This is a genomic window from Halobacterium sp. KA-4 (genome assembly GCF_021028995.1).
GTDB lineage: Archaea > Halobacteriota > Halobacteria > Halobacteriales > Halobacteriaceae > Halobacterium.
Genome location: NZ_JAJJZG010000003.1, coordinates 1 through 16843, shown reverse-complemented (window position 1 = coordinate 16843; position 16843 = coordinate 1). Strand labels below are relative to the sequence as shown.

The following is a 16843-nucleotide window of genomic DNA, read 5'->3' as shown; positions in this document are numbered from 1 at the left end:
AAGACGACCACCGCCGCGAGACACAATTCAATATAGCAGCATGCAATTTATGTACTGGCGTTCGAACGTCACGTCAGCGAGTACACGTTCGCGAGGTAGACCTCGCGGACTCTGTCCCCCCAGTTGTGGGTGTACGTGTCGATGATGTCGTCGGCGACGTCGCCCCGGAGGTACTTCACGACGCCGCGGTCGCCGGTGCGGTCCCGGAGGTGCGTCGTGAAGAAGTGCCGGAAGTAGTGGGGCGTGACGTTCTCGGCGGCGTCGGCGCCACTACGGTACCAGCCCGCTTCTTCGGCGTGTTCGCGGACGAACGACCGCACCATCTCCGGGGTGAGCCGCTCGCCCCACGCGTCTCGTGTGCTCGCAAACAGCGGCTCTGCTGAGGACGGCGTGTCCGGGCGAATCGCCAGCCAGCGCACAAATGCGGCCTTCAGCTCCCCATCAACGGGTACGAGCGTTGCGCGCTTGCGCTTGTTCGACGCGGTGCGTTCCTCGCCGTTCGCCATTTCGCCACGGCTCACGTCCGGGTCGACGAACAGCGTGTCTGGCCGCCCGTCCAGCTGTGCGCGCGTTCCGAGGTCGTAAGAGGACTCGACCGCCGGCGCGTCCAGTGCGAGGTCACGAATATCGAGATTGCAGAGTTCGCCGACGCGCAGCCCGGTTTTCAGCAGTGTGAGGACGACTGCCCACTCCAGCGGGTGGGTGATTCCGTCGACGAACGACCGCATCTGGGGCACCGAGACCTCGCGGCGAGTCGGGTCCGTGTCGATGGCCTCGTCCATTTCCTGAGTGACCAGCGTCATCGGGTTGCCGTCGAACTCTCCGACCTGGGTCATGTAGCCGTAGAATCGGTTGAGATACGAGGCGTACGTCGCGACTGTGCTGTCGGCGTGGTCGCCGCGGAGTTCGTGCACCCACGCGAGGCAGTCCCGGCGGTCGGCCTCCGCGGGCTCGGTGCCCGTCTCCGCGAGGAACGCCTCGAACTCCCGGAGGACGCGCCCGTACGCCTCACGCGTACGCTCGGATTTTCCGTGGTAGGCCATGTCTTCGAGGAAGTACTCGATCGGGTCTTCGGCGTCGTGGCCGCGCCCGGCGTCGACGGCGCGCTCGCTCATCGGTCCTCCTGACGGACGTAGCCGCCCTGCCGCGGGTCGTGGCGAATCTCCCCGCGCTCGACCAGCGACTGCACCGCTTCGTCGAGGCGGTCCTCGAAGTCACCAGAGAGCTCCGAGACGAGTTGGTCCCACGACACGACGTCCGCCGCAGACACCGATTCGAGGACCCGGTCTTCAAGGCCGCTCCCCCCAGGGGTAGCGTCCCCAGAACCACCTTCCTCGTGGTCGTCCAGAAACCCTCTTCGCCCGGCTTGTACCATAGTCCGCAGGTACTCGCTCTGGGACATGTCGAGCTCGTCGGCGTGCTCGCTCCACGCCGATTTCTGCTCGGTCGGCACGTACGTCTTTACGACCGCGTGGTCGTCACCAGCCATACTCCCCGCATTTTCGCCCGGTAACTTCAGTGTTCTCCACGAGCAGATAAGGTGTCGTGTTGCACCCCCGGCTATTCGTGGAATTTAGCGCGTCTCACGGCCGTTAGAGCCCGCTGGCGTGTCGTCTCAGACTCGTCGTACCGCTCGCATAGATACACCGCTACGGACAAGCCAGAGAGGACCATGACCACGAATCCACCACGTCCACCACAAGGACCGACCGCCACCACGACGACCACGACCTCGACGTCCCGCCCGCTAACTAACCCGGCCCCTGTTTTCGGAGGTGTCCCCGCGTGACCCTCGTCTGCGAGTGCGGCAGCCCCGCAATCGAAATCGTCGACGCCACGTACCCCGAGGACGCCAACGGCAACCCGACCGGCACTGCCACCGAACGCTACGAGTGCCTGGACTGCGGACGAACCGGCACCTACGCGTTCGGCGATGGCACCGACCGCATGTCCGGCTGCGTGACGAGTGACGGCCAACTCGCCGGGGGTCGGCTATGACGGACACCCCACCACTCTCCGAACCCCTCGACTTCCTCAGCGAACGCGACGACCATACAGGCTCTTGGACCCGCGGTGACCCCGACGACGCTCTCATAGAGAGCCTGAACCGCTACGGTTGGGTCGTCACCCTTCCCGACGGCGACACCCACGAGTGCGCTCTCGCCCGCGAACGCGGCGCCTACGTCGGTTGGTGCGACTGCGACGGCTACCGCTACCACGACGGACCGTGCGCTCACCTCTGCGCGCTCCGCAAGGCCGACTTTGTCAACGACCACGACGTCGAGGACCAGCCCATCCGCATCCCCGACACCGAGAGTAGCCCCGAACCAGTCACCGACGGCGGCCAGCCGGTCGAGCCCGCCGCCGGACACGATGGCCGCCAGTTCGGACGGCCGGAGGGTCGGCTGTGAGCCCCCGCACGCACACACGACCGCGCGTGAGTCCCGCTGGCGATGGGGGAGGGGCGTCCTACATACTGTCCCTTCGTCCCCAAAACCGCTCGCAGTGTGGGGATTCTGTGGCGTATGACACGACCGGCGTGCGTCATGCGGAGGTAGCCTAACGATGGCTCGCATGGAGAGCGACGAGTCCAACACGAAGCGGGTCACTGTCCGCGTGCCTAAGCAGCTCGTCGAAGAGTACGACGACGCCCTCGACGAAGCTGGAAAGAACCGGAGCCAGGCCATCCGAGAGCATATGCGCGAGACTGTCTCTCAGCCCGCCACCGACGGCGGTCTTGTCCCCCCACAGGACGATGAGACTCTCGCTGATGCCTACCGCGCGCTTCTCTCGCTTTCAGATGGCAGCACTATCCCGCTCGACGAGGCTCGGAGCGTGCTGTCCTCGAAGCTCAACGTCCCGAAGGAAAGCATCTCTCGGCGCGTCCTGAAGCCGCTCGACAACCGCGGCTACCTCCGGCAGACGGGCGACCCGATAAACGAGCCCCATATCGCCGTCAAACGAGGGGATCGCAGTGCCGACTGAGCAAGACGGCCGTGCAACTCCGCAGTCGGTGAGCATCGACCTTGACGACGTCCCGACCGGACGGCGTAGCTTCCACGTCGCGCTCGTCTCGGGCGGGATGGACTCGACGGTCGCCGCCGCGGTCTCGCAGGAGGTCGCGCCAACCATCGACGTGCTCGCGTACCTCGACACCGGCACCGGCCTCGACGCGAACCGCGAGTACATCGAGGACCTCGCCGACGCGCTCGGCGCGCAGCTGTGGACGCTTCGAACGCACGAGAGTTACGCCGAGAAGGTCCGCGAGAACGGCTATCCCGGCCCCAGCCGGCACGGGATGATGTACAACTTCCTCAAGGAGCGCCAACTGGGGAAGCTGGCGAAGGGCCGCGACGACCTCGTGCTCTGGACGGGCGTCCGCAGTCACGAGTCCGAGCGTCGGATGGCGCACGTCGAGGGCGTCCAAGAGGCCGACCGCTGGACGTGGGTCGCGCCGATCCACGACTGGACGAAACAGGACTGCCGCGAGTTCCTCGACGAGCGCGACCTTCCCGAGAATCCGCTCTGGGACACGCTCGGTCGCTCCGGCGACTGCTTCTGCGGGTGCTTCGGCAGCCGCGAGGAGCTGATCGACCTGGAAGCAGAAGGCTACGAGGACCACGCCGAGTGGCTGCGGAACCTCGACACCGAGACCGACGACGAGACCACGCTGTGGGCGTGGGCGTCCCTCTCCGAGCACCAGCAGCGTGCCGCTCGCGTCGACGAGGACCAGATGACGCTGTGCTCGACGTGCGCGGTTCCTGACGGAGGTGAGGCCGGTGGCGAGTGAGGAGCGTGCGGAGTACGACCGCGACATCTATCGGGCGACGTGCTCGTGCGGCGACGTCGTCGTCGAGCGGCTGGCCGACGCCTCGAACCTCCCGCGGGAGAACAACCGCGAGATAGCCGAATCGGTTTGTGGCGTCCACGCGTTCACGCACGAGTGGAAGGACGAGGACTACAGCATCTCGAAGGGGTGGACCGATGAGTAACGACGTCCCGGGCTCGGTGCGAATCCGCACGGACCCCGACGAAGGGCTCGCGTACCGCTACGACGCCATTCAGAGCGCGAAGCGGACCTTCGACGTGGAAACCAACGCCAAGGCGGTGGCGTTCGCGTGTGACGCCGCTGGCGACTTCGTCGAGAACGTCGAGGAGGCCCTACAGCATCCCGACTTGCCGCCGAGTCTCGCAGAGGAGCTGGCCGAGACCATTTCGACGCGGCAAATCTCGGTCGACTACGACGGCCCGGACGTCGAGGTCGGCCTAGAGTCGTGAACACGAACCCGGAAACGGGTCTCTGAGTGGGTGACTGAAACCCCCAAATCGGGGTGAAATGCCTGTTTTCTTCTCGGTTCGCTTACTACTACGCTGCGTTGAACCACCGCGGCACTCCCGATATGAACACGGGAGTTCTCGCGCTCGTGTTCATATCGGCGGAAGCCATTTTCTCGACGCGCGACCCCGTGTGCTCAGACGCAAACCGGGTTCGCAGGGGTTCGCGCGACTTCAGAAAACAGCGTCGTGCGCGAGCTTGAACTGCCGCCCGTCCTTCCCCTCGTGGCCGGCGTCGTACCAACCGCCGCGCTCGTTGACCAGCCGCGTCACCGTCGACGGCTTCCGGCGCTGAATCCGGCGTACGTCGCCACTCTGGGACAGCAACACGAACGCATACCACGAGGTCCCCTGCGCGTCCGACGCCGTGAGACTCCGGTGCTGTTCCTCCCAGAGACGAAACCGGCCGGTGCTGCCGTCGGCGAGCGCCCGCGACGTGGCTTTCACTTCGTACTTCGTGCCGGTCGGACTGACGGCGTCGTACCACGGCCGGCTTTCGACCTCTAGACCGTATCGCTCCGCGACCGCGTGCGTCGCCGTCGACCCGCGACCTCCGGTGCTCCCGTTCATCCGTACTGTGGATTCGTCTCGGTGCGATGCACGACGCGCGGCGGGAGCGTCGGGTCGATAACGACGACCTCATAGTTATCGGTCGGCAGGCTCGCGTCCTCGACGTCGTCGGCGGCCTCCATCTCGTTGAGGTTGTAGTAGTTCACGAAGCCTTTGTGGAACGTGCGAACGGGCCCACACCAGACGATAAACACGCACTGCTTAGTCGGTGGATAGTAGAGGTCTTGAGGGTCCTGCGTGGCGAGCACGCATTTCACGTTGAGGTCGCGGTCCTCGTGGAGCATTTTCGCGACCGGGTTCCCGTTCTTCACGCTACTCTCCGCTTTCGAGTCCGGCAGCGCGTTATGCGCCTCGTCCACGAGCACGAGCGTACAGACCTCCGCGTCAAAGTGCTGACCGACACTCCGCGCGAACGTCCGCGCCGTCTCTGCGCCGCTCTGCGCGTCCTGACAGACGTAGTTCAGCCGGAGGTTCCGAACCTCCGCGAGCGACGAACACGACTGGACGGCGTCCTCCATCTCCGCGAGTGACCGAACCGTATCGCCTGGGGCGTCCTCGTCGTTGTGGTTCACCCACACCGCGACGCCGTCGTGCTTGTCAACCATTTCCCGAGCGCGAGTCGTTTTCCCGCCGCCAGACGACCCGCCAAGGAGGATGTGTTTCGCATTCATGGCGTGGGCCCTCCAGGCTCTCCAGGCTCTCCACTGTCGCCGTCGCTATTGCTCTCACCGTCGTCGAGGTCAAGATTCACCCACCACTCACCGAGCCCAATCCCGAGGTCGGCAATCGCCGGCAGCCCGTCCACGTCCGTCGCCTTCTGGATGGCGCGCATAATCCGAGTCATGCCCCCGCGGTCGGGGTCCCACGGGCTTTCGACCTCGTCGAGCGACCGGCCGCGTCCGGTCGACAAAAGCATCTCGCGGACGGTGCGCTCACTGCCGACGTCACCGCCGTCGACCGGCTCGACGCCTTCCGCGGCTGCGTGTCCTTCGGCGGCCTGTTCGTCAACGGCGCTGAAGCTGCTTGGGTCACTCATTGTAAACGAATTTCTTGTCGTGCTCAGTACAGCGGAGAACTGTGCCATCCTCGAAATCGGCCGTGTCGACGGTACAGCCGCACGGGGCTTCTTCGAGGTCGTCGCTACTGTCGTCTGTGTCGTCGGGAATATCGGGTGGGCCGTCGCTTACTGTCGGGTCGCTACTGCCGCCGTTACTGTGCGCGTCCCCGTCGTCGTCGGGTGAATCACTGTCCGAGTCCGCGGGCGGGTCGTCGGGCGGTTGGTCGTCGCTACTGTACTCTTCCTCGACGGCGATGCGCATTCCCTCGTCTTTCGAGGTCGCGTCGTCGTGAGCGTCGTCCTGCGTTTTCCACGCGTGATTGGCGACGCCGTCGAGACTGTCGTGGGTGCTTCCGCACCGTGGGCAGCGTTCTGGCATGGGTTTACAGCACTGTGCCTACTGTCCGGGCGAGTACAGCCAGCCAGCCACTGATGAGCGCAACCACGGCCTCGGCGTGATGGATACGCACGCCGAACGCGTACAGGGCGTATACCGCCCAAATTTTGGCGATGACGACCGCCAAGTCCGATTTGTAGGCCTTCGTGATTAGCGCCACCATGATGACGGTGACTGCCCCGAAGCCGAGCAGGGGCATATACTGTAATTTCACTGTTCGGATATTAACTTTCCCCCGGTCGTTGCTAAGGATGCAATGGCAATCGAAGAAGCGACCGAGGCGAAACTGCCGTTCGGGATGGGGTCTATCGACCTCTTCTCGACGGGCGGGGTGCTCGCTGTCGTCGCCATCATCCTGGGCGCGACAGTGTGGAACTTCGCCGACGCTGTCGGCCAGACCCTCGCTAACCGAGTTGCACAGGCGTTCCAAGCATTCACCGGCTATAATCCTGCGACCGGCCAGGATGGCGACAGCGGCACGGGGGGTGTCTAGATGCCGCGCGACCTCACCAACGCACCTGACCTCGCACAGGTCGGCCAGAAGTTCCCCGTCCTCCCGAGCAACTTCGAGCCGCGAACACTCGTCGCGGAGACCGAGGTAACGGTCTGGAGCAAGCAAATTCCGCAGGACAAGGTCGGCTGGTTCGGCGCGGGCGTCACAAACCGCGACTACGCTGAAGCGTTCATCTACGCCGTGCTGAAGGCGTCGGGGAACGGCTCCGGCGACGCGGGTGACGCTATCGAAGGCGAACTTGTGGCGGCCATCACCGACTCCGAACAGCGGCGCGTGCTCGCGTCGACGACTATCGACGCGCTCGGCGAGCTGGCCGACGCGAAGGCCAGCGACCGCACCATGCGCCCCATCCTCGCCGCACTCGGCCCCTACGCGAAGCCGGGCCGACACCTGGAGTTCCGCGTCGTCGCGGACCCGTCCAGTGACGGCGTGGAAATCGACCCGTCGGCCTGCGAAGGTCGGCTGTACTACTCGCAGTCGGGCTAACGCCCCCGAAATCCATTATTTATGAGTGCAAACACAAGCAACCGCAAGACCGTCAGGTTCGCCGACCGCGTCGGTCCCGACTCGTCGAAGACGCTCACCAAGAAGGTGGCTGAAGCGGCGACCGTCGACCGCGTGGACGTGCGCATTTACACAGGTCCGCGGCTGGACCTCCAGGTCGTGCCGTTCGTCGAGCCGCAGGTCGGCGGCGACCACACCGACCGCGTACCGCTCGTTGACCTCATCGGGAAGGACTACATCGACGGCGACGGCGACCGATACTCGTTCTACCCGACTGAGAGCGTCGAGCGCGAGGACCGCGTCGGCGTCGAGGTCAAGAACGTCGACGACGAGAACGGCTATGACATCGCCGTAGACGTGACCCTTGACCGCGAGGGCGGCGCGGGCCGCAGTCTCGCGTCCTTCGTCTCGGGGGTGTTCTCGTAATGGGCGAGAAACAGTTTAACAACACCGTCGCTGGCAGTGGCGGGACGCTCGCGACGAACACCACCGGGACCGTCGAAACAGACAACTACGCGACCGGCGGCGACTTCAGCCTCTCCGATGGAGACAGCCTGAATCCGGCGGCCGTCGTCCAGGAGTTGGTCGTGACCCACGTCGGCGACCCGTCGCTGACGCTGACGCTATCGACCACGGGCGGTTCAACGATTACCGTGCCCCACGAGGGCGGCACGCTCACGCTCGACAAGCTCGAGATCGACGCCGTTGAGGTCGCGGACGCGGACAATACGGGCGCGTCGATTAAGGGGGTGTGGGCCGGTGAGTGACTACTCGCCCAGCCTCGAAGCCATCCGTGAGCAAGTTGGAAATAGGGAGAGCGTCACTGCCGTCGAGGTTGTGCCGAGCGACGGCACGGCGACGGCGCTCCCGTCCCATGACGTGCCTGAGGGCGTGTCTGTGCTGGTGATGGCGTTGGATAGTAACGACGCGAGCAGTCGCGTCTACGTTGGGGATGGCAGCGCGCAGCCGGCGCCGTTGAAGCCGGAGGCATCGCTGACGTTCACCGTCACGAACACGGACGCCATTTCGATTCGCGCGCCGACCGCGGGCGATGGCGTCGCGGTCCTCTTCGAGAGTGATACCTGATGGCTGACTATAACTCTCCCGGGAAGTCGACTGAGGGCGTTCAGGACGACATTGGGCAGTCGCTCGGACACGGCCTCGAATACGACGACGCGGGGAACATTATTTCGGCGACGCGGCAGGGGCCGAATCCCTACGACGCCGCACAAACGTTCACGGAGAGCAGTGTGAGCGTGACGCATAATGGGACCGTGGTATCTGGTGGCTCAATCAAATTTGACTCGGGTGCAGTTGGAACAACCGCAACAAGAGGGGCTGATGAGTCAACCCATAGCACTTCGCGCTCGGAAGGCCTTAAAATCAATCCTAATGCCAGCGGGTTAGTGGGCGTTGAAGTAACGCTCTCCAGCAATACGGGACCAGTCCAAGACGTGTTTCTGTTGGACTCGAATGAAAATATACTGGATGAAAAGACCGCAGAGTATTCTGGGGGCGATACTGTCACTCTAAACGCCGACCTCCAGAGCGGGACTAATTACTACGTAGGCGTCTATAATGACGGCGCTGACCAGACGGTGGGTTTGGATGGTTCGCCGAATTATCCATATACGTCCTCTGATATTGATATTACAGACGGAACGTACGGTCTTCATCCTGATGACAACACGAGTGATCGTGTAACATCAATCGCTGCCTATGCGATTTCTGACGTATCCTCAATCACCCCCACTACGTCAGGGTCGGCCACTCTTGAGTGGCCCTACCCCACGGACCTCTACGAATGGGACATAGCAACGTTCACGCGAACGCTCGACAGCGAAACCGTGGACGTGTTCGTGGCCTACTCGACGGATGGCGGGAGTACGTGGACGCGCACGAACAGCGGCAACCCCATCAGTCGCAACTACTCGTTGGCGGACGACCCGAACATCTCCGCTGATTCGTGGGTTCGCTTCGAGGTCGAACTGTCGCGTCAGGATACGAGCAATAATCCGACGTTTGACTCCGCGTTCCTGAGTTGGTTCGTATGAGAGCCCTCAGCAACTTCGCGGTCTACGACCACGATGGAACGGTCGTTGACGAGAACGGCGACCTCGCACTCGGAGACGGAGAAACCAGCGGGACCGCCACGTCGCCGACGGTCCAACTACGGTGACTACAATTGCCTAATTACAATACGCACCTGAAAGCGGCGAAGGGCGAAACGATCCTCGAAATGTTCGCAGACGACGGCGTTACAGGACCGGGGGAAGCGCCGCCACCCGAGCACGTCAAGGCAGTCAAGGACGCGACCCGTGTTGAGGACGCTCGCGCGGTTGGTCGAGCGCACCGCGAAGGAAACGAGCCGCCCGGTCATGGTGGGACGCCGCCGGGACAGTCGAGGGGATCGCAGTGAGCCTCGGCTTGCTGCGGCGCTTCGACACCGACAACTCCGGCAGCATCGAGAGCTTCGAGGTGATGGACGCAACCGATGCGTATCGGGCTGGCAATCTCGCTCGTCGCGAGATGCAGCGTGTGAAGGACGCCTACCAGTCAAATGAGACGTTCGCGGCGACAGCGTCGAGTCCGGTCGGGAGTGCCACCCCGCAACCCTCTCCCGAACCCGAACCCGAACCCGACCCCGAGCCGGACACGTCGACGCCCGAACCCGACCCCGAGCCGGACACGTCGACGCCCGAACCCGACCCCGAGCCCACGCCGTCGGACGGCCAGACGACGGACGCACCGACGACTGACCCCGCGCCGTCGCCCCCGTCCACGGGCGGCCAGACAACCGACGCCGACGCGAGCGGCGGGCTCGGGAAGCGCACGTTGGCGGCGGTCGCCGCGGTCGTCGCGGTCGCAGTCGCCGTGGTCGCCGGAGGTGCGTCGTCGTGAGCACGAGCGACCCGCTCGCCGACTACTCGCAGGCCGAGATTCGGGAGGCTGTCACGGCGATTTACAGCCCCGACAGCGGCCCGGAAACCAGCATCGGCAGCGATGGCCTCGTGCATTATGAGGTCGGGTCCGGCGTCGGCGCGCCCCTCGACTGGGACGCTGGCGAAACCCCAGCGTGGGAGTCTGGCGAGGCGTTCCATCTCGACGCTTCGAACGCGCTGCTGGATGCGATAAATGTCGACGAGGACGCTGGCGAGGTCGACCGCTCGACGGACGCTATCCGGCTTAGCGACTCGTTCTCGCACGTCGCGAACCGGGCGGCATCCATGGTCATCCCGACGACGCGCACGCTCCGGTCAACGGGGCCGGCGTCGTGGGAGCCGCTGCCGGAGGACGCGCTGACGGCGACCGAGGCCGTCGCGACCTGGCTCAGCAACAACGCCGGGCGCTCGGAGAGTGAGCAGACGACGCCCGCGGACTCGGTCGACCCCTTCGAGCCCGATCCCGCAGGCGAGGGCAACCAGACGGGCAGCGGCATCCCGACGGACGCCGACTCGTGGCGTGACGTGACCGAGGATATGGTCCCGACCCCAGGCGAGTCCGAGAGCGGGTCGTACTCCGGTCCGCTCGCGGGGCTCGGCACAGGGGCGTTCGCGGTGGTCGCCCTGGTTGTTGCGAGTATCGCCGCGGTCCTACTCGGAGGTGGTGACTGATGCCGCGGATGGATGCCGACGGCGACGCGGTCGTGCCGGAGGTCGGCGGTAACAGTCCATACGGCGAGGACCACACTATCGGCACGGGCAACAGCTATCTTGAGGACCCGATGCAGGGCGTGCAGGACCTCGCGGACGCTACCGACGGCGACGGGAGCGACGGCGGGTTCGCCGACCCTGCCTCGTGGTTCGTCGGGGTGTCGGACCCAGACGGCGACGGCGAGCCCGAGGAGACGGCGGCCGGCCACGAGGTTGATTTGCCTGACTCGCTCCCGTCGTCGACGGGCTCCGGGTCGGGCTCGGGAGTGCTGCCGTCAACGGGGTCGCGGCTGATGGCCGTCGTCGCGGTCGTCGTCGCGGTCGTCGCCGCCATCGCCGCACTCGCCGGAGTGATTGATGATGGCTAACTGGATTCCGGGCTGGGAGTACACCGGCCTGCCGGGCGCGCCCGACGCCGACCCGAACCCGGACGCCGAACCCGTCGACACTCCGCCGTCCAGCTACGGCAACACCGACCTCTGGGAGGCCGTTGAGGGCGTCGGCGGGAACGACGGCACAGGACAGTCTATCGTTGAGGCGACGCCCATCCAACTCGACGAGAACGGCGGCGGCATCGACCTCGACCAGACGCTTGGCGTCCCCGAACTCCCATGGCGGCTCGTCGGCGGCGCGCTCATCGTGGGCGTGGCGCTCTGGTTGCTCCGGCCACTACTCGAAATCGGCGCGGGGGTGACGAACTGAGCATGCCAGTTGATACCGGCACTTTCGTCGCTGGCGTCGGCGTGCTCGTCTCACTGGACCTCGCGGTCCTCGGCATCAGCGTGCAAAACGCACGCCGTGTCGGGAAAGACCCGAAGGCCCGAGAGAAAGCCGCGGAGGCACACGAGGCCGCGAAGCGGGCGCACGAGAAAGCACGAGGTGGGTCATAGTGAAGAATCCGCTACAGTGGCTCAAGCGCCGCTCTGCGAGCACGGAGGACGCCCACGAGTACGACGGCGTCCTCTCCTACGCAGGCGAGTTCCACGCGCTGCTTATCGGCTTCGCCGCCGGGTTCGCTTCGAGCGCGCTCGGCCAGCCCATGATTCTCGCAGGGCTGTTCGTCGTCGCGCTCGGCATCAAAGGCGTCGACCTCGGAAAACGGTTTGCGGGCCGCGGCGTGCGCTCCGAGCTGAAGCGCGAGCCCTGGTACGGCATCGGCGGCGGGCTCATCGGGTGGGCGGCGGGCGCGGTCGCGACCGGCGTCGCGCTCGTCCCGTCCCTCGTGTGAGCGCCGCTAACTCTTTCTCTTTCCAACAGTTCTAAGGTGGCTTTCGACTAGTTGGTGAGCGTGGAACTCAACCGACGCAAATTCATCGGGGGGACAGTTGCGCTTACAGCCGGGCTCGCCGGCTGTACCGACGCGGCAACGAATGATACGGGTGGCAGTGAGACAACGACCGAGGCCCCAACCCCAGAACCAACGACAGAACCGACGACAGAACCGCAGACCCTAGAACCGACGACTGAGGCCCCAGAGCCGACGACAGAAAGCCCGGTGGAACAGGTCTTTGACGACGAGATTGATGATGCGGAACAGCAAACGACGCAACGCGTTAAGGAGGACTGGATTGATGAAAACACCAACATCCTTGAAGACCAATACTACCAGTTTTCCTGGGAGTGGGAAGAGTCGTGGGAGATCGAATACGAGTTTGTCGTTCGTGACGGACCCGCCGTAGACGTTTTTATTGCCGCAGATTCCGAGTTTACCCACTACGAAGAGGGAGAACGCTTCAAGTACTTCGGCGACACGCTCGACTCTGCCGGCGGCTCAGATACGGTACGGCTGGACCCGGGTAGCTATCACTTGGTCATCGACAACTCCGAACTTGTAGAAGCGCAGCCGCCGTCGAATTTCGACGAAGACCCCGCTCAAGTGGAGATAAAGGCGACAGTTCGGGGAATATAACGACTACTCTTCGCCGTTCTCAGGTTCGCGGACCTCGGACGGCATCCGCTCCATGCGCTCTTCGTGGCCCTTCTTTGGCGCGCGCTCCAGCTCCCGATTGACCGCATCGATAACCGCGCGCTCGACGAACTCCATGCGCTCTTCATGCTGCGAGGGTTCATAGAGGCGGTCGAGAACGGGGTCCACCTGAAGGCGAAGCTTCACCGCGTGCCGAAGCCACTCCGACTTGCTATCTCCGTAGGATAGACGCGACTCTACGCGTCGGTCTATCTCGTCGTCAAGCTTGAACGAGGGCCGGGCCATGTCTCAATAACTAATGAACAGCATAAGTTAAAAAGTGCACCGGATAGGAGCGCGCTTAGCATCATTTTCGCCAATTCTGCATATCTTCAGCCCCATAGAAACATTGAAGTTCATAACTTCATAACTCATGATTGCAATGTGGGTAACCATGTCCCTCAATCTCTCGCCCGAGATGGCGCAGACGATTGAAGACGAAGCCGAGAAGTACGGACTCAGCAATGCAAAATACCTACGCGCGCTGATTCGGGAGGCTCAAAGCTCGCCATTTGACCCGACCGATTCGGACGTTGACCTCGTGGTCGACGACAGCGACGTTGAGGATGCACAGAAGGGGGCCGCCTGATGCCTGGTAGCCCGGCTGCCCCCACGACCGGAGACGAGGGCGACGAGGATAGTTCTGACGACAGTGAGGCCGGCCCATGAGCGACGACGACCGCGAAGCGTTCGCTCGCGCCAGCAACGTGCTCGACCGCGAGGAGATGGCCGAGCACGTCGAGAGTAAACCCCACATCAAAGAGACAGCCAACTGCGGCCCCGGCCTTCAGGTCGTCCAGAACGAGGCAGCCACAGACAAGAACTCGTTCACCGACCTCGTGGAGAAGTACGGCTGGTACGTCGCTGTCTACGAGAATCGGACGCCCAACGACCACCTCGTTCTCATGCCGCTCCCGGAGGTCGAGCAGCGATGAGCGACGAAGCCGCGTTTTCGACGACGGTCAAGCTGACGCGCGGGACGTCGACCGACGACCGCGACACCATCAAGACGACCGTCAGCGCGCCCGACGTGGAGACGCTGAACGACCGCGTCGACGCCGTCAAGGCGTACATGGCCGAGTGGGCCGACGACCTCCGCGACGTCCAGCCGGAGGCGAGTCGCCGCACGAGTGAGGACCAGCAGGACCTCGGGAGCGTGAAAGCATGAGCCGGCGCGCGAACGCTCGCGACGAGTGGAGCGAAGCCGAACGCACCCAGGCGAAAAAGGACGTGCTCGGCGTGATGACGCTGTCGCTCGCGGTCGCCGCGAGACGGCACAACCACGCGGCCGCCGAGGGAGGGAACTACCAGTGACCGACTGCGATTACTGTCCCGACGACCTGACGCGGCCGCTCTGTCAGGCGGAGAAGCCGCCGTACGGGCTTCTGTGTAGCCGTCCCGAAGGCCACGACGGCCCGCACGTCGCGTGCATCCGCAACACCGACCTCGCCGACGGCCAGCACGAGCTCGCCGAGTGGACCGACGACGACCTCGAAAAGTATAGCGACGACGAGTTTACGAGCACGGGGGTTAGTGATGCGTGACCCGCCCCGAGCCCACCGACCTCCCGCCGTTCATCCGCGACGACACCGACCCGGCCAGCGTCGTCGACTGGCTCACGCTCGTCGACACCCGACCGCAGCTGATGGAGCGCATCGGCCAGCGCGTCGGCTTCCACGTCGAGCCCGCGGACCGCGACCGACTCGACACGCACGAACTCGCGCTTATCGCCGCGTACATCCTCGCACTGGAGGGCGAGATATGACGCCAGACGGCACTACAGCCTCCAGCGAACTAATCCATGAATCTGGTACGAATAACCCCTGTTCCAGCCAGCCGGTACTGCAATCTCCCCCCGAATCCGGCACCACACTCGCAGATAAGACACCTTATCGTCTGTACCAGCATCCTAACAAGGGCAAATACAGTACCCTCCCGCATGATTAGTAGAACTAAAGAACCATTTAGAACGATATTTACTTTTGACGGATGGTGCCTTCTGCCGTGATATAGAATTTAGCGCCGTCTCGTAATTCCGACCACTCGCGAGCGACCGAGTCGGATTCTCTCGCAGCAGTCGTCGTTTTCCCTCGTGTCGTCGAACCGAACGGCTTCGATACAGCCGGTGCTGATCGAAGAACTCGCCCACAAGCACTCGGTCCGCGATCAGTCGGAACTCGTTCTCGAACGGCTGGGCGACTCGCCAAACTAATCCCGTCGCGAATCCGCCCTAGCTCAGTCCGGGATGGAATACACCATTCCGAGGACATGATGTTGCTGCGATTGGAGTTGACTGTACGAGCGCCGCTCCCCTATACCGAAAAGCACACTAACCTCGTGCAGCCGTTCAAGACTTCGTTCGAGGAGCGAATTATCTGGATGGATGGCCCGCGATGACTGCGCGCCACCTCGCTTTCGACGCGCTAAGGTACCGAATCGGCGAGTGAGGCACACTCCACCGAGTGACGACAACGTCCCTCCAGCACGCGAAGCACTAACCTCGTTGCTTCTCCGTCGCCCAATTCACGAGAAGAGAGACCGCCAGATGGAACGATTTCGCTGGCGTATATGGAAAAGCCGCTGTCACGCCGTCTCGAAGACGGAAATCTACTGAGGTTCGTCGAGCCCCTCGAAAACGGACGTACAGACCGGGGCTACGCAGGGAGGGGTCTCGGGACCTCGAATCCCCGCGTGCTACGCTTCGACTGCTCGAACACAGGCCGACTCACACGGATACACACCTACCCGCAACTCGTTCTTTCGTCGGCTGAGCCTGGAGTTAGCGGAGGATATGGAAATGACTGGCTACGACTGACGTCCTCGACGACCGAACGTGCTCTCGCATCTATTCAGGGGTGATTTCGCGTTCCGTAATAGTACGTTCGTCAACGCACCGGTTTCTCGCACCCCACAAGCCGAATAAATAAATTCTATTTCGCTATATTAATCTCGTCTACGGTGGCTACCAGAGATTCGGCGTTTGGATTTCTACAAACCACCAATCGGACAATACATCTTATGATCAACACGGTCCGAGTCAGGACTTCCTCCGCTAGTTTCTTTCCGTTATGCGCTTAACTCGGCCGTTCGTGTTGTCGTGGTAGCCAAATCGACGTAATCAGGGTCATGCATTGGATTGAGTGCCTCGCCAGGAAGAGTGGAAGTAGTCAATTCGCATAGTGCAGTCTAAAATTATTGTTGATGGTGGGTTTCGAACGCGTAGTTAAGCTGACCGCTCAACTTGTGGCGAGCAAGGCAGTTAGATACCTAGCAGCATCGACGAGAAACCTGTGTCAGTAACAGCATATTCGTCGGTGAATCAATACAGGAACGCCGCCGCGTGGTTAGTCCCGCAGGACTGACCACGCAACTTCGAGGTCTAGTGTAGCTCTATTGGATTTTCAGAGCAGCAGCATTCTATAAAATAATTAGTGATTGCAGAGTGTGAGAATGAGGGGAAAATATACTATAAATACCCTTCTAATCAAAGTTGGATTATGTCTGAACATAATCAGACTTCCAGGAGAGCGGTACTAGCAGGAATTGGAATGGCTGGTCTTTCCTCAGGCCCTCTGGGGCTTGTTAAGGCTGGTAGCACTTCGCAAAAGGGATGGGAACACGACGTTGTAGATGCTAGGTTCCCTACTATAAAGGATAACTATGCGGTCGCAGAATATATCCTTGAAAATGGGGAATCGAAGGAGGTGGAATACACTGAAAGTACGTGTTTACCCCGAGGTCTCGACAGTCGGCACAGTGTGAGCCCGTGAGATCATATCATTGTTGCTGACGACTCGACGAAGCTCTTCGTATGGATTGCGTCCCTGCTGGCGCCACGTCGCCAGCA

General features: G+C 62.9%; 35 protein-coding genes. 27 read left to right on the top strand and 8 right to left on the bottom strand.

Features of this window, described 5'->3' with window-relative positions; translation table 11 throughout:
• Nucleotides 1–68: 68 nt before the first annotated feature.
• Both LPA44_RS04200 and LPA44_RS04195 read right to left on the bottom strand, forming a co-directional pair.
• On the bottom strand, nucleotides 69–1115 hold the full coding sequence (locus tag LPA44_RS04200) for a tyrosine-type recombinase/integrase (protein ID WP_230888341.1): 1047 nt from the start codon (nucleotides 1113–1115) through the stop codon (nucleotides 69–71).
• Complete coding sequence (locus tag LPA44_RS04195) at nucleotides 1112–1489, bottom strand: DUF5805 domain-containing protein (protein ID WP_230888340.1); 378 nt, start codon at nucleotides 1487–1489, stop codon at nucleotides 1112–1114. Before LPA44_RS04195 ends, LPA44_RS04200 begins: the two co-directional genes overlap by 4 nt.
• Nucleotides 1490–1785: 296 nt before the next feature.
• Between LPA44_RS04195 and LPA44_RS04190 the strand changes: the two genes are divergently transcribed.
• The 6 genes from LPA44_RS04190 to LPA44_RS04165 all read left to right on the top strand — a co-directional run bounded on the left by LPA44_RS04190 (nucleotide 1786) and on the right by LPA44_RS04165 (nucleotide 4278).
• Nucleotides 1786–1998: a hypothetical protein gene (locus LPA44_RS04190; protein ID WP_230888339.1), complete on the top strand. Its 213-nt coding sequence runs from the start codon at nucleotides 1786–1788 to the stop codon at nucleotides 1996–1998.
• The gene (locus LPA44_RS04185; RefSeq protein WP_230888338.1) at nucleotides 1995–2411 is read left to right on the top strand and encodes a hypothetical protein; all 417 of its coding nucleotides are present in this window, start codon (nucleotides 1995–1997) and stop codon (nucleotides 2409–2411) included. The genes LPA44_RS04190 and LPA44_RS04185 overlap by 4 nt, the downstream gene beginning before the upstream one ends.
• Nucleotides 2412–2565: 154 nt before the next feature.
• A complete protein-coding gene (locus LPA44_RS04180) occupies nucleotides 2566–2985 on the top strand; it encodes a ribbon-helix-helix domain-containing protein (RefSeq protein WP_230888337.1) in 420 nt (139 codons plus the stop codon).
• Nucleotides 2975–3790 (top strand): phosphoadenosine phosphosulfate reductase domain-containing protein, encoded by an 816-nt coding sequence (locus LPA44_RS04175; RefSeq protein ID WP_230888336.1) that lies wholly within the window; start codon nucleotides 2975–2977, stop codon nucleotides 3788–3790. Before LPA44_RS04180 ends, LPA44_RS04175 begins: the two co-directional genes overlap by 11 nt.
• Nucleotides 3780–3992 carry a hypothetical protein gene (locus tag LPA44_RS04170; RefSeq protein ID WP_230888335.1) on the top strand — a complete coding sequence of 71 codons (213 nt, stop codon included), beginning with the start codon at nucleotides 3780–3782 and terminating at the stop codon, nucleotides 3990–3992. The genes LPA44_RS04175 and LPA44_RS04170 overlap by 11 nt, the downstream gene beginning before the upstream one ends.
• Entirely contained in the window at nucleotides 3985–4278 is a 294-nt protein-coding gene (locus LPA44_RS04165; protein ID WP_230888334.1) for a DUF7692 domain-containing protein, read from the top strand. Before LPA44_RS04170 ends, LPA44_RS04165 begins: the two co-directional genes overlap by 8 nt.
• Nucleotides 4279–4509: 231 nt before the next feature.
• On the opposite strand, the gene LPA44_RS04160 is transcribed toward LPA44_RS04165, so the two are convergent.
• Genes LPA44_RS04160 through LPA44_RS04140 form a run of 5 tightly spaced genes read right to left on the bottom strand, consistent with a single transcriptional unit; the run spans nucleotide 4510 to nucleotide 6558 of the window.
• Complete coding sequence (locus LPA44_RS04160) at nucleotides 4510–4905, bottom strand: hypothetical protein (protein ID WP_230888333.1); 396 nt, start codon at nucleotides 4903–4905, stop codon at nucleotides 4510–4512.
• Nucleotides 4902–5576, bottom strand: a complete 675-nt coding sequence (locus LPA44_RS04155; RefSeq protein ID WP_230888332.1) for a hypothetical protein — start codon at nucleotides 5574–5576, stop codon at nucleotides 4902–4904. Before LPA44_RS04155 ends, LPA44_RS04160 begins: the two co-directional genes overlap by 4 nt.
• Entirely contained in the window at nucleotides 5573–5941 is a 369-nt protein-coding gene (locus LPA44_RS04150; RefSeq protein ID WP_230888331.1) for a hypothetical protein, read from the bottom strand. Before LPA44_RS04150 ends, LPA44_RS04155 begins: the two co-directional genes overlap by 4 nt.
• The gene (locus LPA44_RS04145) at nucleotides 5934–6341 is read right to left on the bottom strand and encodes a hypothetical protein (protein WP_230888330.1); all 408 of its coding nucleotides are present in this window, start codon (nucleotides 6339–6341) and stop codon (nucleotides 5934–5936) included. The genes LPA44_RS04150 and LPA44_RS04145 overlap by 8 nt, the downstream gene beginning before the upstream one ends.
• A 4-nt stretch (nucleotides 6342–6345) precedes the next feature.
• On the bottom strand, nucleotides 6346–6558 hold the full coding sequence (locus tag LPA44_RS04140; protein WP_230888329.1) for a hypothetical protein: 213 nt from the start codon (nucleotides 6556–6558) through the stop codon (nucleotides 6346–6348).
• A 57-nt stretch (nucleotides 6559–6615) separates the two neighbouring features.
• On the opposite strand from LPA44_RS04140, the gene LPA44_RS04135 reads away from it, so the two are divergent.
• The 15 genes from LPA44_RS04135 to LPA44_RS04070 are packed head-to-tail and all read left to right on the top strand — an operon-like array spanning nucleotide 6616 to nucleotide 12939.
• The gene (locus LPA44_RS04135; RefSeq protein ID WP_230888328.1) at nucleotides 6616–6852 is read left to right on the top strand and encodes a hypothetical protein; all 237 of its coding nucleotides are present in this window, start codon (nucleotides 6616–6618) and stop codon (nucleotides 6850–6852) included.
• Nucleotides 6853–7359 carry a hypothetical protein gene (locus LPA44_RS04130; protein WP_230888327.1) on the top strand — a complete coding sequence of 169 codons (507 nt, stop codon included), beginning with the start codon at nucleotides 6853–6855 and terminating at the stop codon, nucleotides 7357–7359.
• A 21-nt stretch (nucleotides 7360–7380) separates the two neighbouring features.
• On the top strand, nucleotides 7381–7803 hold the full coding sequence (locus tag LPA44_RS04125; protein WP_230888326.1) for a hypothetical protein: 423 nt from the start codon (nucleotides 7381–7383) through the stop codon (nucleotides 7801–7803).
• Nucleotides 7803–8144 (top strand): hypothetical protein, encoded by a 342-nt coding sequence (locus tag LPA44_RS04120; RefSeq protein WP_230888325.1) that lies wholly within the window; start codon nucleotides 7803–7805, stop codon nucleotides 8142–8144. Before LPA44_RS04125 ends, LPA44_RS04120 begins: the two co-directional genes overlap by 1 nt.
• Nucleotides 8137–8463 (top strand): hypothetical protein, encoded by a 327-nt coding sequence (locus tag LPA44_RS04115; protein ID WP_230888324.1) that lies wholly within the window; start codon nucleotides 8137–8139, stop codon nucleotides 8461–8463. The genes LPA44_RS04120 and LPA44_RS04115 overlap by 8 nt, the downstream gene beginning before the upstream one ends.
• Nucleotides 8463–9431, top strand: coding sequence for a hypothetical protein (locus LPA44_RS04110; RefSeq protein ID WP_230888323.1), 969 nt, complete (start codon nucleotides 8463–8465; stop codon nucleotides 9429–9431). Before LPA44_RS04115 ends, LPA44_RS04110 begins: the two co-directional genes overlap by 1 nt.
• A complete protein-coding gene (locus LPA44_RS18040) occupies nucleotides 9428–9556 on the top strand; it encodes a hypothetical protein (RefSeq protein ID WP_269069653.1) in 129 nt (42 codons plus the stop codon). The genes LPA44_RS04110 and LPA44_RS18040 overlap by 4 nt, the downstream gene beginning before the upstream one ends.
• Nucleotides 9557–9616: 60 nt before the next feature.
• A complete protein-coding gene (locus tag LPA44_RS04105; RefSeq protein WP_230888322.1) occupies nucleotides 9617–9796 on the top strand; it encodes a hypothetical protein in 180 nt (59 codons plus the stop codon).
• Entirely contained in the window at nucleotides 9793–10278 is a 486-nt protein-coding gene (locus LPA44_RS04100; protein ID WP_230888321.1) for a hypothetical protein, read from the top strand. Before LPA44_RS04105 ends, LPA44_RS04100 begins: the two co-directional genes overlap by 4 nt.
• On the top strand, nucleotides 10275–10991 hold the full coding sequence (locus tag LPA44_RS04095) for a hypothetical protein (RefSeq protein ID WP_230888320.1): 717 nt from the start codon (nucleotides 10275–10277) through the stop codon (nucleotides 10989–10991). Before LPA44_RS04100 ends, LPA44_RS04095 begins: the two co-directional genes overlap by 4 nt.
• A complete protein-coding gene (locus LPA44_RS04090; RefSeq protein WP_230888319.1) occupies nucleotides 10991–11398 on the top strand; it encodes a hypothetical protein in 408 nt (135 codons plus the stop codon). Before LPA44_RS04095 ends, LPA44_RS04090 begins: the two co-directional genes overlap by 1 nt.
• On the top strand, nucleotides 11391–11732 hold the full coding sequence (locus LPA44_RS04085) for a hypothetical protein (protein WP_230888318.1): 342 nt from the start codon (nucleotides 11391–11393) through the stop codon (nucleotides 11730–11732). The genes LPA44_RS04090 and LPA44_RS04085 overlap by 8 nt, the downstream gene beginning before the upstream one ends.
• Nucleotides 11733–11734: 2 nt before the next feature.
• Nucleotides 11735–11920 carry a hypothetical protein gene (locus LPA44_RS04080; RefSeq protein WP_230888317.1) on the top strand — a complete coding sequence of 62 codons (186 nt, stop codon included), beginning with the start codon at nucleotides 11735–11737 and terminating at the stop codon, nucleotides 11918–11920.
• Entirely contained in the window at nucleotides 11920–12258 is a 339-nt protein-coding gene (locus LPA44_RS04075; protein WP_230888316.1) for a hypothetical protein, read from the top strand. The genes LPA44_RS04080 and LPA44_RS04075 overlap by 1 nt, the downstream gene beginning before the upstream one ends.
• A gap of 60 nt (nucleotides 12259–12318) precedes the next feature.
• A complete protein-coding gene (locus tag LPA44_RS04070; RefSeq protein ID WP_230888315.1) occupies nucleotides 12319–12939 on the top strand; it encodes a hypothetical protein in 621 nt (206 codons plus the stop codon).
• A gap of 3 nt (nucleotides 12940–12942) precedes the next feature.
• Here the strand turns inward: LPA44_RS04070 and LPA44_RS04065 are convergent, their stop codons facing one another.
• On the bottom strand, nucleotides 12943–13242 hold the full coding sequence (locus LPA44_RS04065; RefSeq protein WP_230888314.1) for a hypothetical protein: 300 nt from the start codon (nucleotides 13240–13242) through the stop codon (nucleotides 12943–12945).
• Between the two features lie 148 nt (nucleotides 13243–13390).
• On the opposite strand from LPA44_RS04065, the gene LPA44_RS04060 reads away from it, so the two are divergent.
• From LPA44_RS04060 to LPA44_RS04035, 6 genes are all read left to right on the top strand, one after another.
• Nucleotides 13391–13585 carry a hypothetical protein gene (locus tag LPA44_RS04060; RefSeq protein WP_230888313.1) on the top strand — a complete coding sequence of 65 codons (195 nt, stop codon included), beginning with the start codon at nucleotides 13391–13393 and terminating at the stop codon, nucleotides 13583–13585.
• Between the two features lie 76 nt (nucleotides 13586–13661).
• Nucleotides 13662–13931, top strand: a complete 270-nt coding sequence (locus tag LPA44_RS04055; RefSeq protein WP_230888312.1) for a hypothetical protein — start codon at nucleotides 13662–13664, stop codon at nucleotides 13929–13931.
• Nucleotides 13928–14164: a DUF7389 domain-containing protein gene (locus tag LPA44_RS04050; protein ID WP_230888311.1), complete on the top strand. Its 237-nt coding sequence runs from the start codon at nucleotides 13928–13930 to the stop codon at nucleotides 14162–14164. The genes LPA44_RS04055 and LPA44_RS04050 overlap by 4 nt, the downstream gene beginning before the upstream one ends.
• Nucleotides 14161–14310, top strand: a complete 150-nt coding sequence (locus tag LPA44_RS04045) for a hypothetical protein (RefSeq protein WP_230888310.1) — start codon at nucleotides 14161–14163, stop codon at nucleotides 14308–14310. Before LPA44_RS04050 ends, LPA44_RS04045 begins: the two co-directional genes overlap by 4 nt.
• On the top strand, nucleotides 14307–14540 hold the full coding sequence (locus LPA44_RS04040; protein WP_230888309.1) for a hypothetical protein: 234 nt from the start codon (nucleotides 14307–14309) through the stop codon (nucleotides 14538–14540). The genes LPA44_RS04045 and LPA44_RS04040 overlap by 4 nt, the downstream gene beginning before the upstream one ends.
• Nucleotides 14537–14761 carry a hypothetical protein gene (locus LPA44_RS04035; RefSeq protein ID WP_230888308.1) on the top strand — a complete coding sequence of 75 codons (225 nt, stop codon included), beginning with the start codon at nucleotides 14537–14539 and terminating at the stop codon, nucleotides 14759–14761. The genes LPA44_RS04040 and LPA44_RS04035 overlap by 4 nt, the downstream gene beginning before the upstream one ends.
• Nucleotides 14762–16843: the final 2082 nt, after the last annotated feature.

Excerpts from the sequence above, each read along its gene's own strand:
- LPA44_RS04200 (WP_230888341.1), bottom strand. The coding sequence starts at position 1,115 with ATGAGCGAGCGCGCCGTCGACGCCGGGCGCGGCCACGACGCCGAAGAC.
- LPA44_RS04195 (WP_230888340.1), bottom strand. The coding sequence starts at position 1,489 with ATGGCTGGTGACGACCACGCGGTCGTAAAGACGTACGTGCCGACCGAG.
- LPA44_RS04185 (WP_230888338.1), top strand. The coding sequence starts at position 1,995 with ATGACGGACACCCCACCACTCTCCGAACCCCTCGACTTCCTCAGCGAA.
- LPA44_RS04180 (WP_230888337.1), top strand. The coding sequence starts at position 2,566 with ATGGCTCGCATGGAGAGCGACGAGTCCAACACGAAGCGGGTCACTGTC.
- LPA44_RS04165 (WP_230888334.1), top strand. The coding sequence starts at position 3,985 with ATGAGTAACGACGTCCCGGGCTCGGTGCGAATCCGCACGGACCCCGAC.
- LPA44_RS04160 (WP_230888333.1), bottom strand. The coding sequence starts at position 4,905 with ATGAACGGGAGCACCGGAGGTCGCGGGTCGACGGCGACGCACGCGGTC.
- LPA44_RS04155 (WP_230888332.1), bottom strand. The coding sequence starts at position 5,576 with ATGAATGCGAAACACATCCTCCTTGGCGGGTCGTCTGGCGGCGGGAAA.
- LPA44_RS04150 (WP_230888331.1), bottom strand. The coding sequence starts at position 5,941 with ATGAGTGACCCAAGCAGCTTCAGCGCCGTTGACGAACAGGCCGCCGAA.
- LPA44_RS04145 (WP_230888330.1), bottom strand. The coding sequence starts at position 6,341 with ATGCCAGAACGCTGCCCACGGTGCGGAAGCACCCACGACAGTCTCGAC.
- LPA44_RS04140 (WP_230888329.1), bottom strand. The coding sequence starts at position 6,558 with ATGCCCCTGCTCGGCTTCGGGGCAGTCACCGTCATCATGGTGGCGCTA.
- LPA44_RS04135 (WP_230888328.1), top strand. The coding sequence starts at position 6,616 with ATGGCAATCGAAGAAGCGACCGAGGCGAAACTGCCGTTCGGGATGGGG.
- LPA44_RS04130 (WP_230888327.1), top strand. The coding sequence starts at position 6,853 with ATGCCGCGCGACCTCACCAACGCACCTGACCTCGCACAGGTCGGCCAG.
- LPA44_RS04125 (WP_230888326.1), top strand. The coding sequence starts at position 7,381 with ATGAGTGCAAACACAAGCAACCGCAAGACCGTCAGGTTCGCCGACCGC.
- LPA44_RS04120 (WP_230888325.1), top strand. The coding sequence starts at position 7,803 with ATGGGCGAGAAACAGTTTAACAACACCGTCGCTGGCAGTGGCGGGACG.
- LPA44_RS04110 (WP_230888323.1), top strand. The coding sequence starts at position 8,463 with ATGGCTGACTATAACTCTCCCGGGAAGTCGACTGAGGGCGTTCAGGAC.
- LPA44_RS18040 (WP_269069653.1), top strand. The coding sequence starts at position 9,428 with ATGAGAGCCCTCAGCAACTTCGCGGTCTACGACCACGATGGAACGGTC.
- LPA44_RS04105 (WP_230888322.1), top strand. The coding sequence starts at position 9,617 with ATGTTCGCAGACGACGGCGTTACAGGACCGGGGGAAGCGCCGCCACCC.
- LPA44_RS04090 (WP_230888319.1), top strand. The coding sequence starts at position 10,991 with ATGCCGCGGATGGATGCCGACGGCGACGCGGTCGTGCCGGAGGTCGGC.
- LPA44_RS04085 (WP_230888318.1), top strand. The coding sequence starts at position 11,391 with ATGGCTAACTGGATTCCGGGCTGGGAGTACACCGGCCTGCCGGGCGCG.
- LPA44_RS04080 (WP_230888317.1), top strand. The coding sequence starts at position 11,735 with ATGCCAGTTGATACCGGCACTTTCGTCGCTGGCGTCGGCGTGCTCGTC.
- LPA44_RS04065 (WP_230888314.1), bottom strand. The coding sequence starts at position 13,242 with ATGGCCCGGCCCTCGTTCAAGCTTGACGACGAGATAGACCGACGCGTA.
- LPA44_RS04060 (WP_230888313.1), top strand. The coding sequence starts at position 13,391 with ATGTCCCTCAATCTCTCGCCCGAGATGGCGCAGACGATTGAAGACGAA.
- LPA44_RS04055 (WP_230888312.1), top strand. The coding sequence starts at position 13,662 with ATGAGCGACGACGACCGCGAAGCGTTCGCTCGCGCCAGCAACGTGCTC.
- LPA44_RS04050 (WP_230888311.1), top strand. The coding sequence starts at position 13,928 with ATGAGCGACGAAGCCGCGTTTTCGACGACGGTCAAGCTGACGCGCGGG.
- LPA44_RS04045 (WP_230888310.1), top strand. The coding sequence starts at position 14,161 with ATGAGCCGGCGCGCGAACGCTCGCGACGAGTGGAGCGAAGCCGAACGC.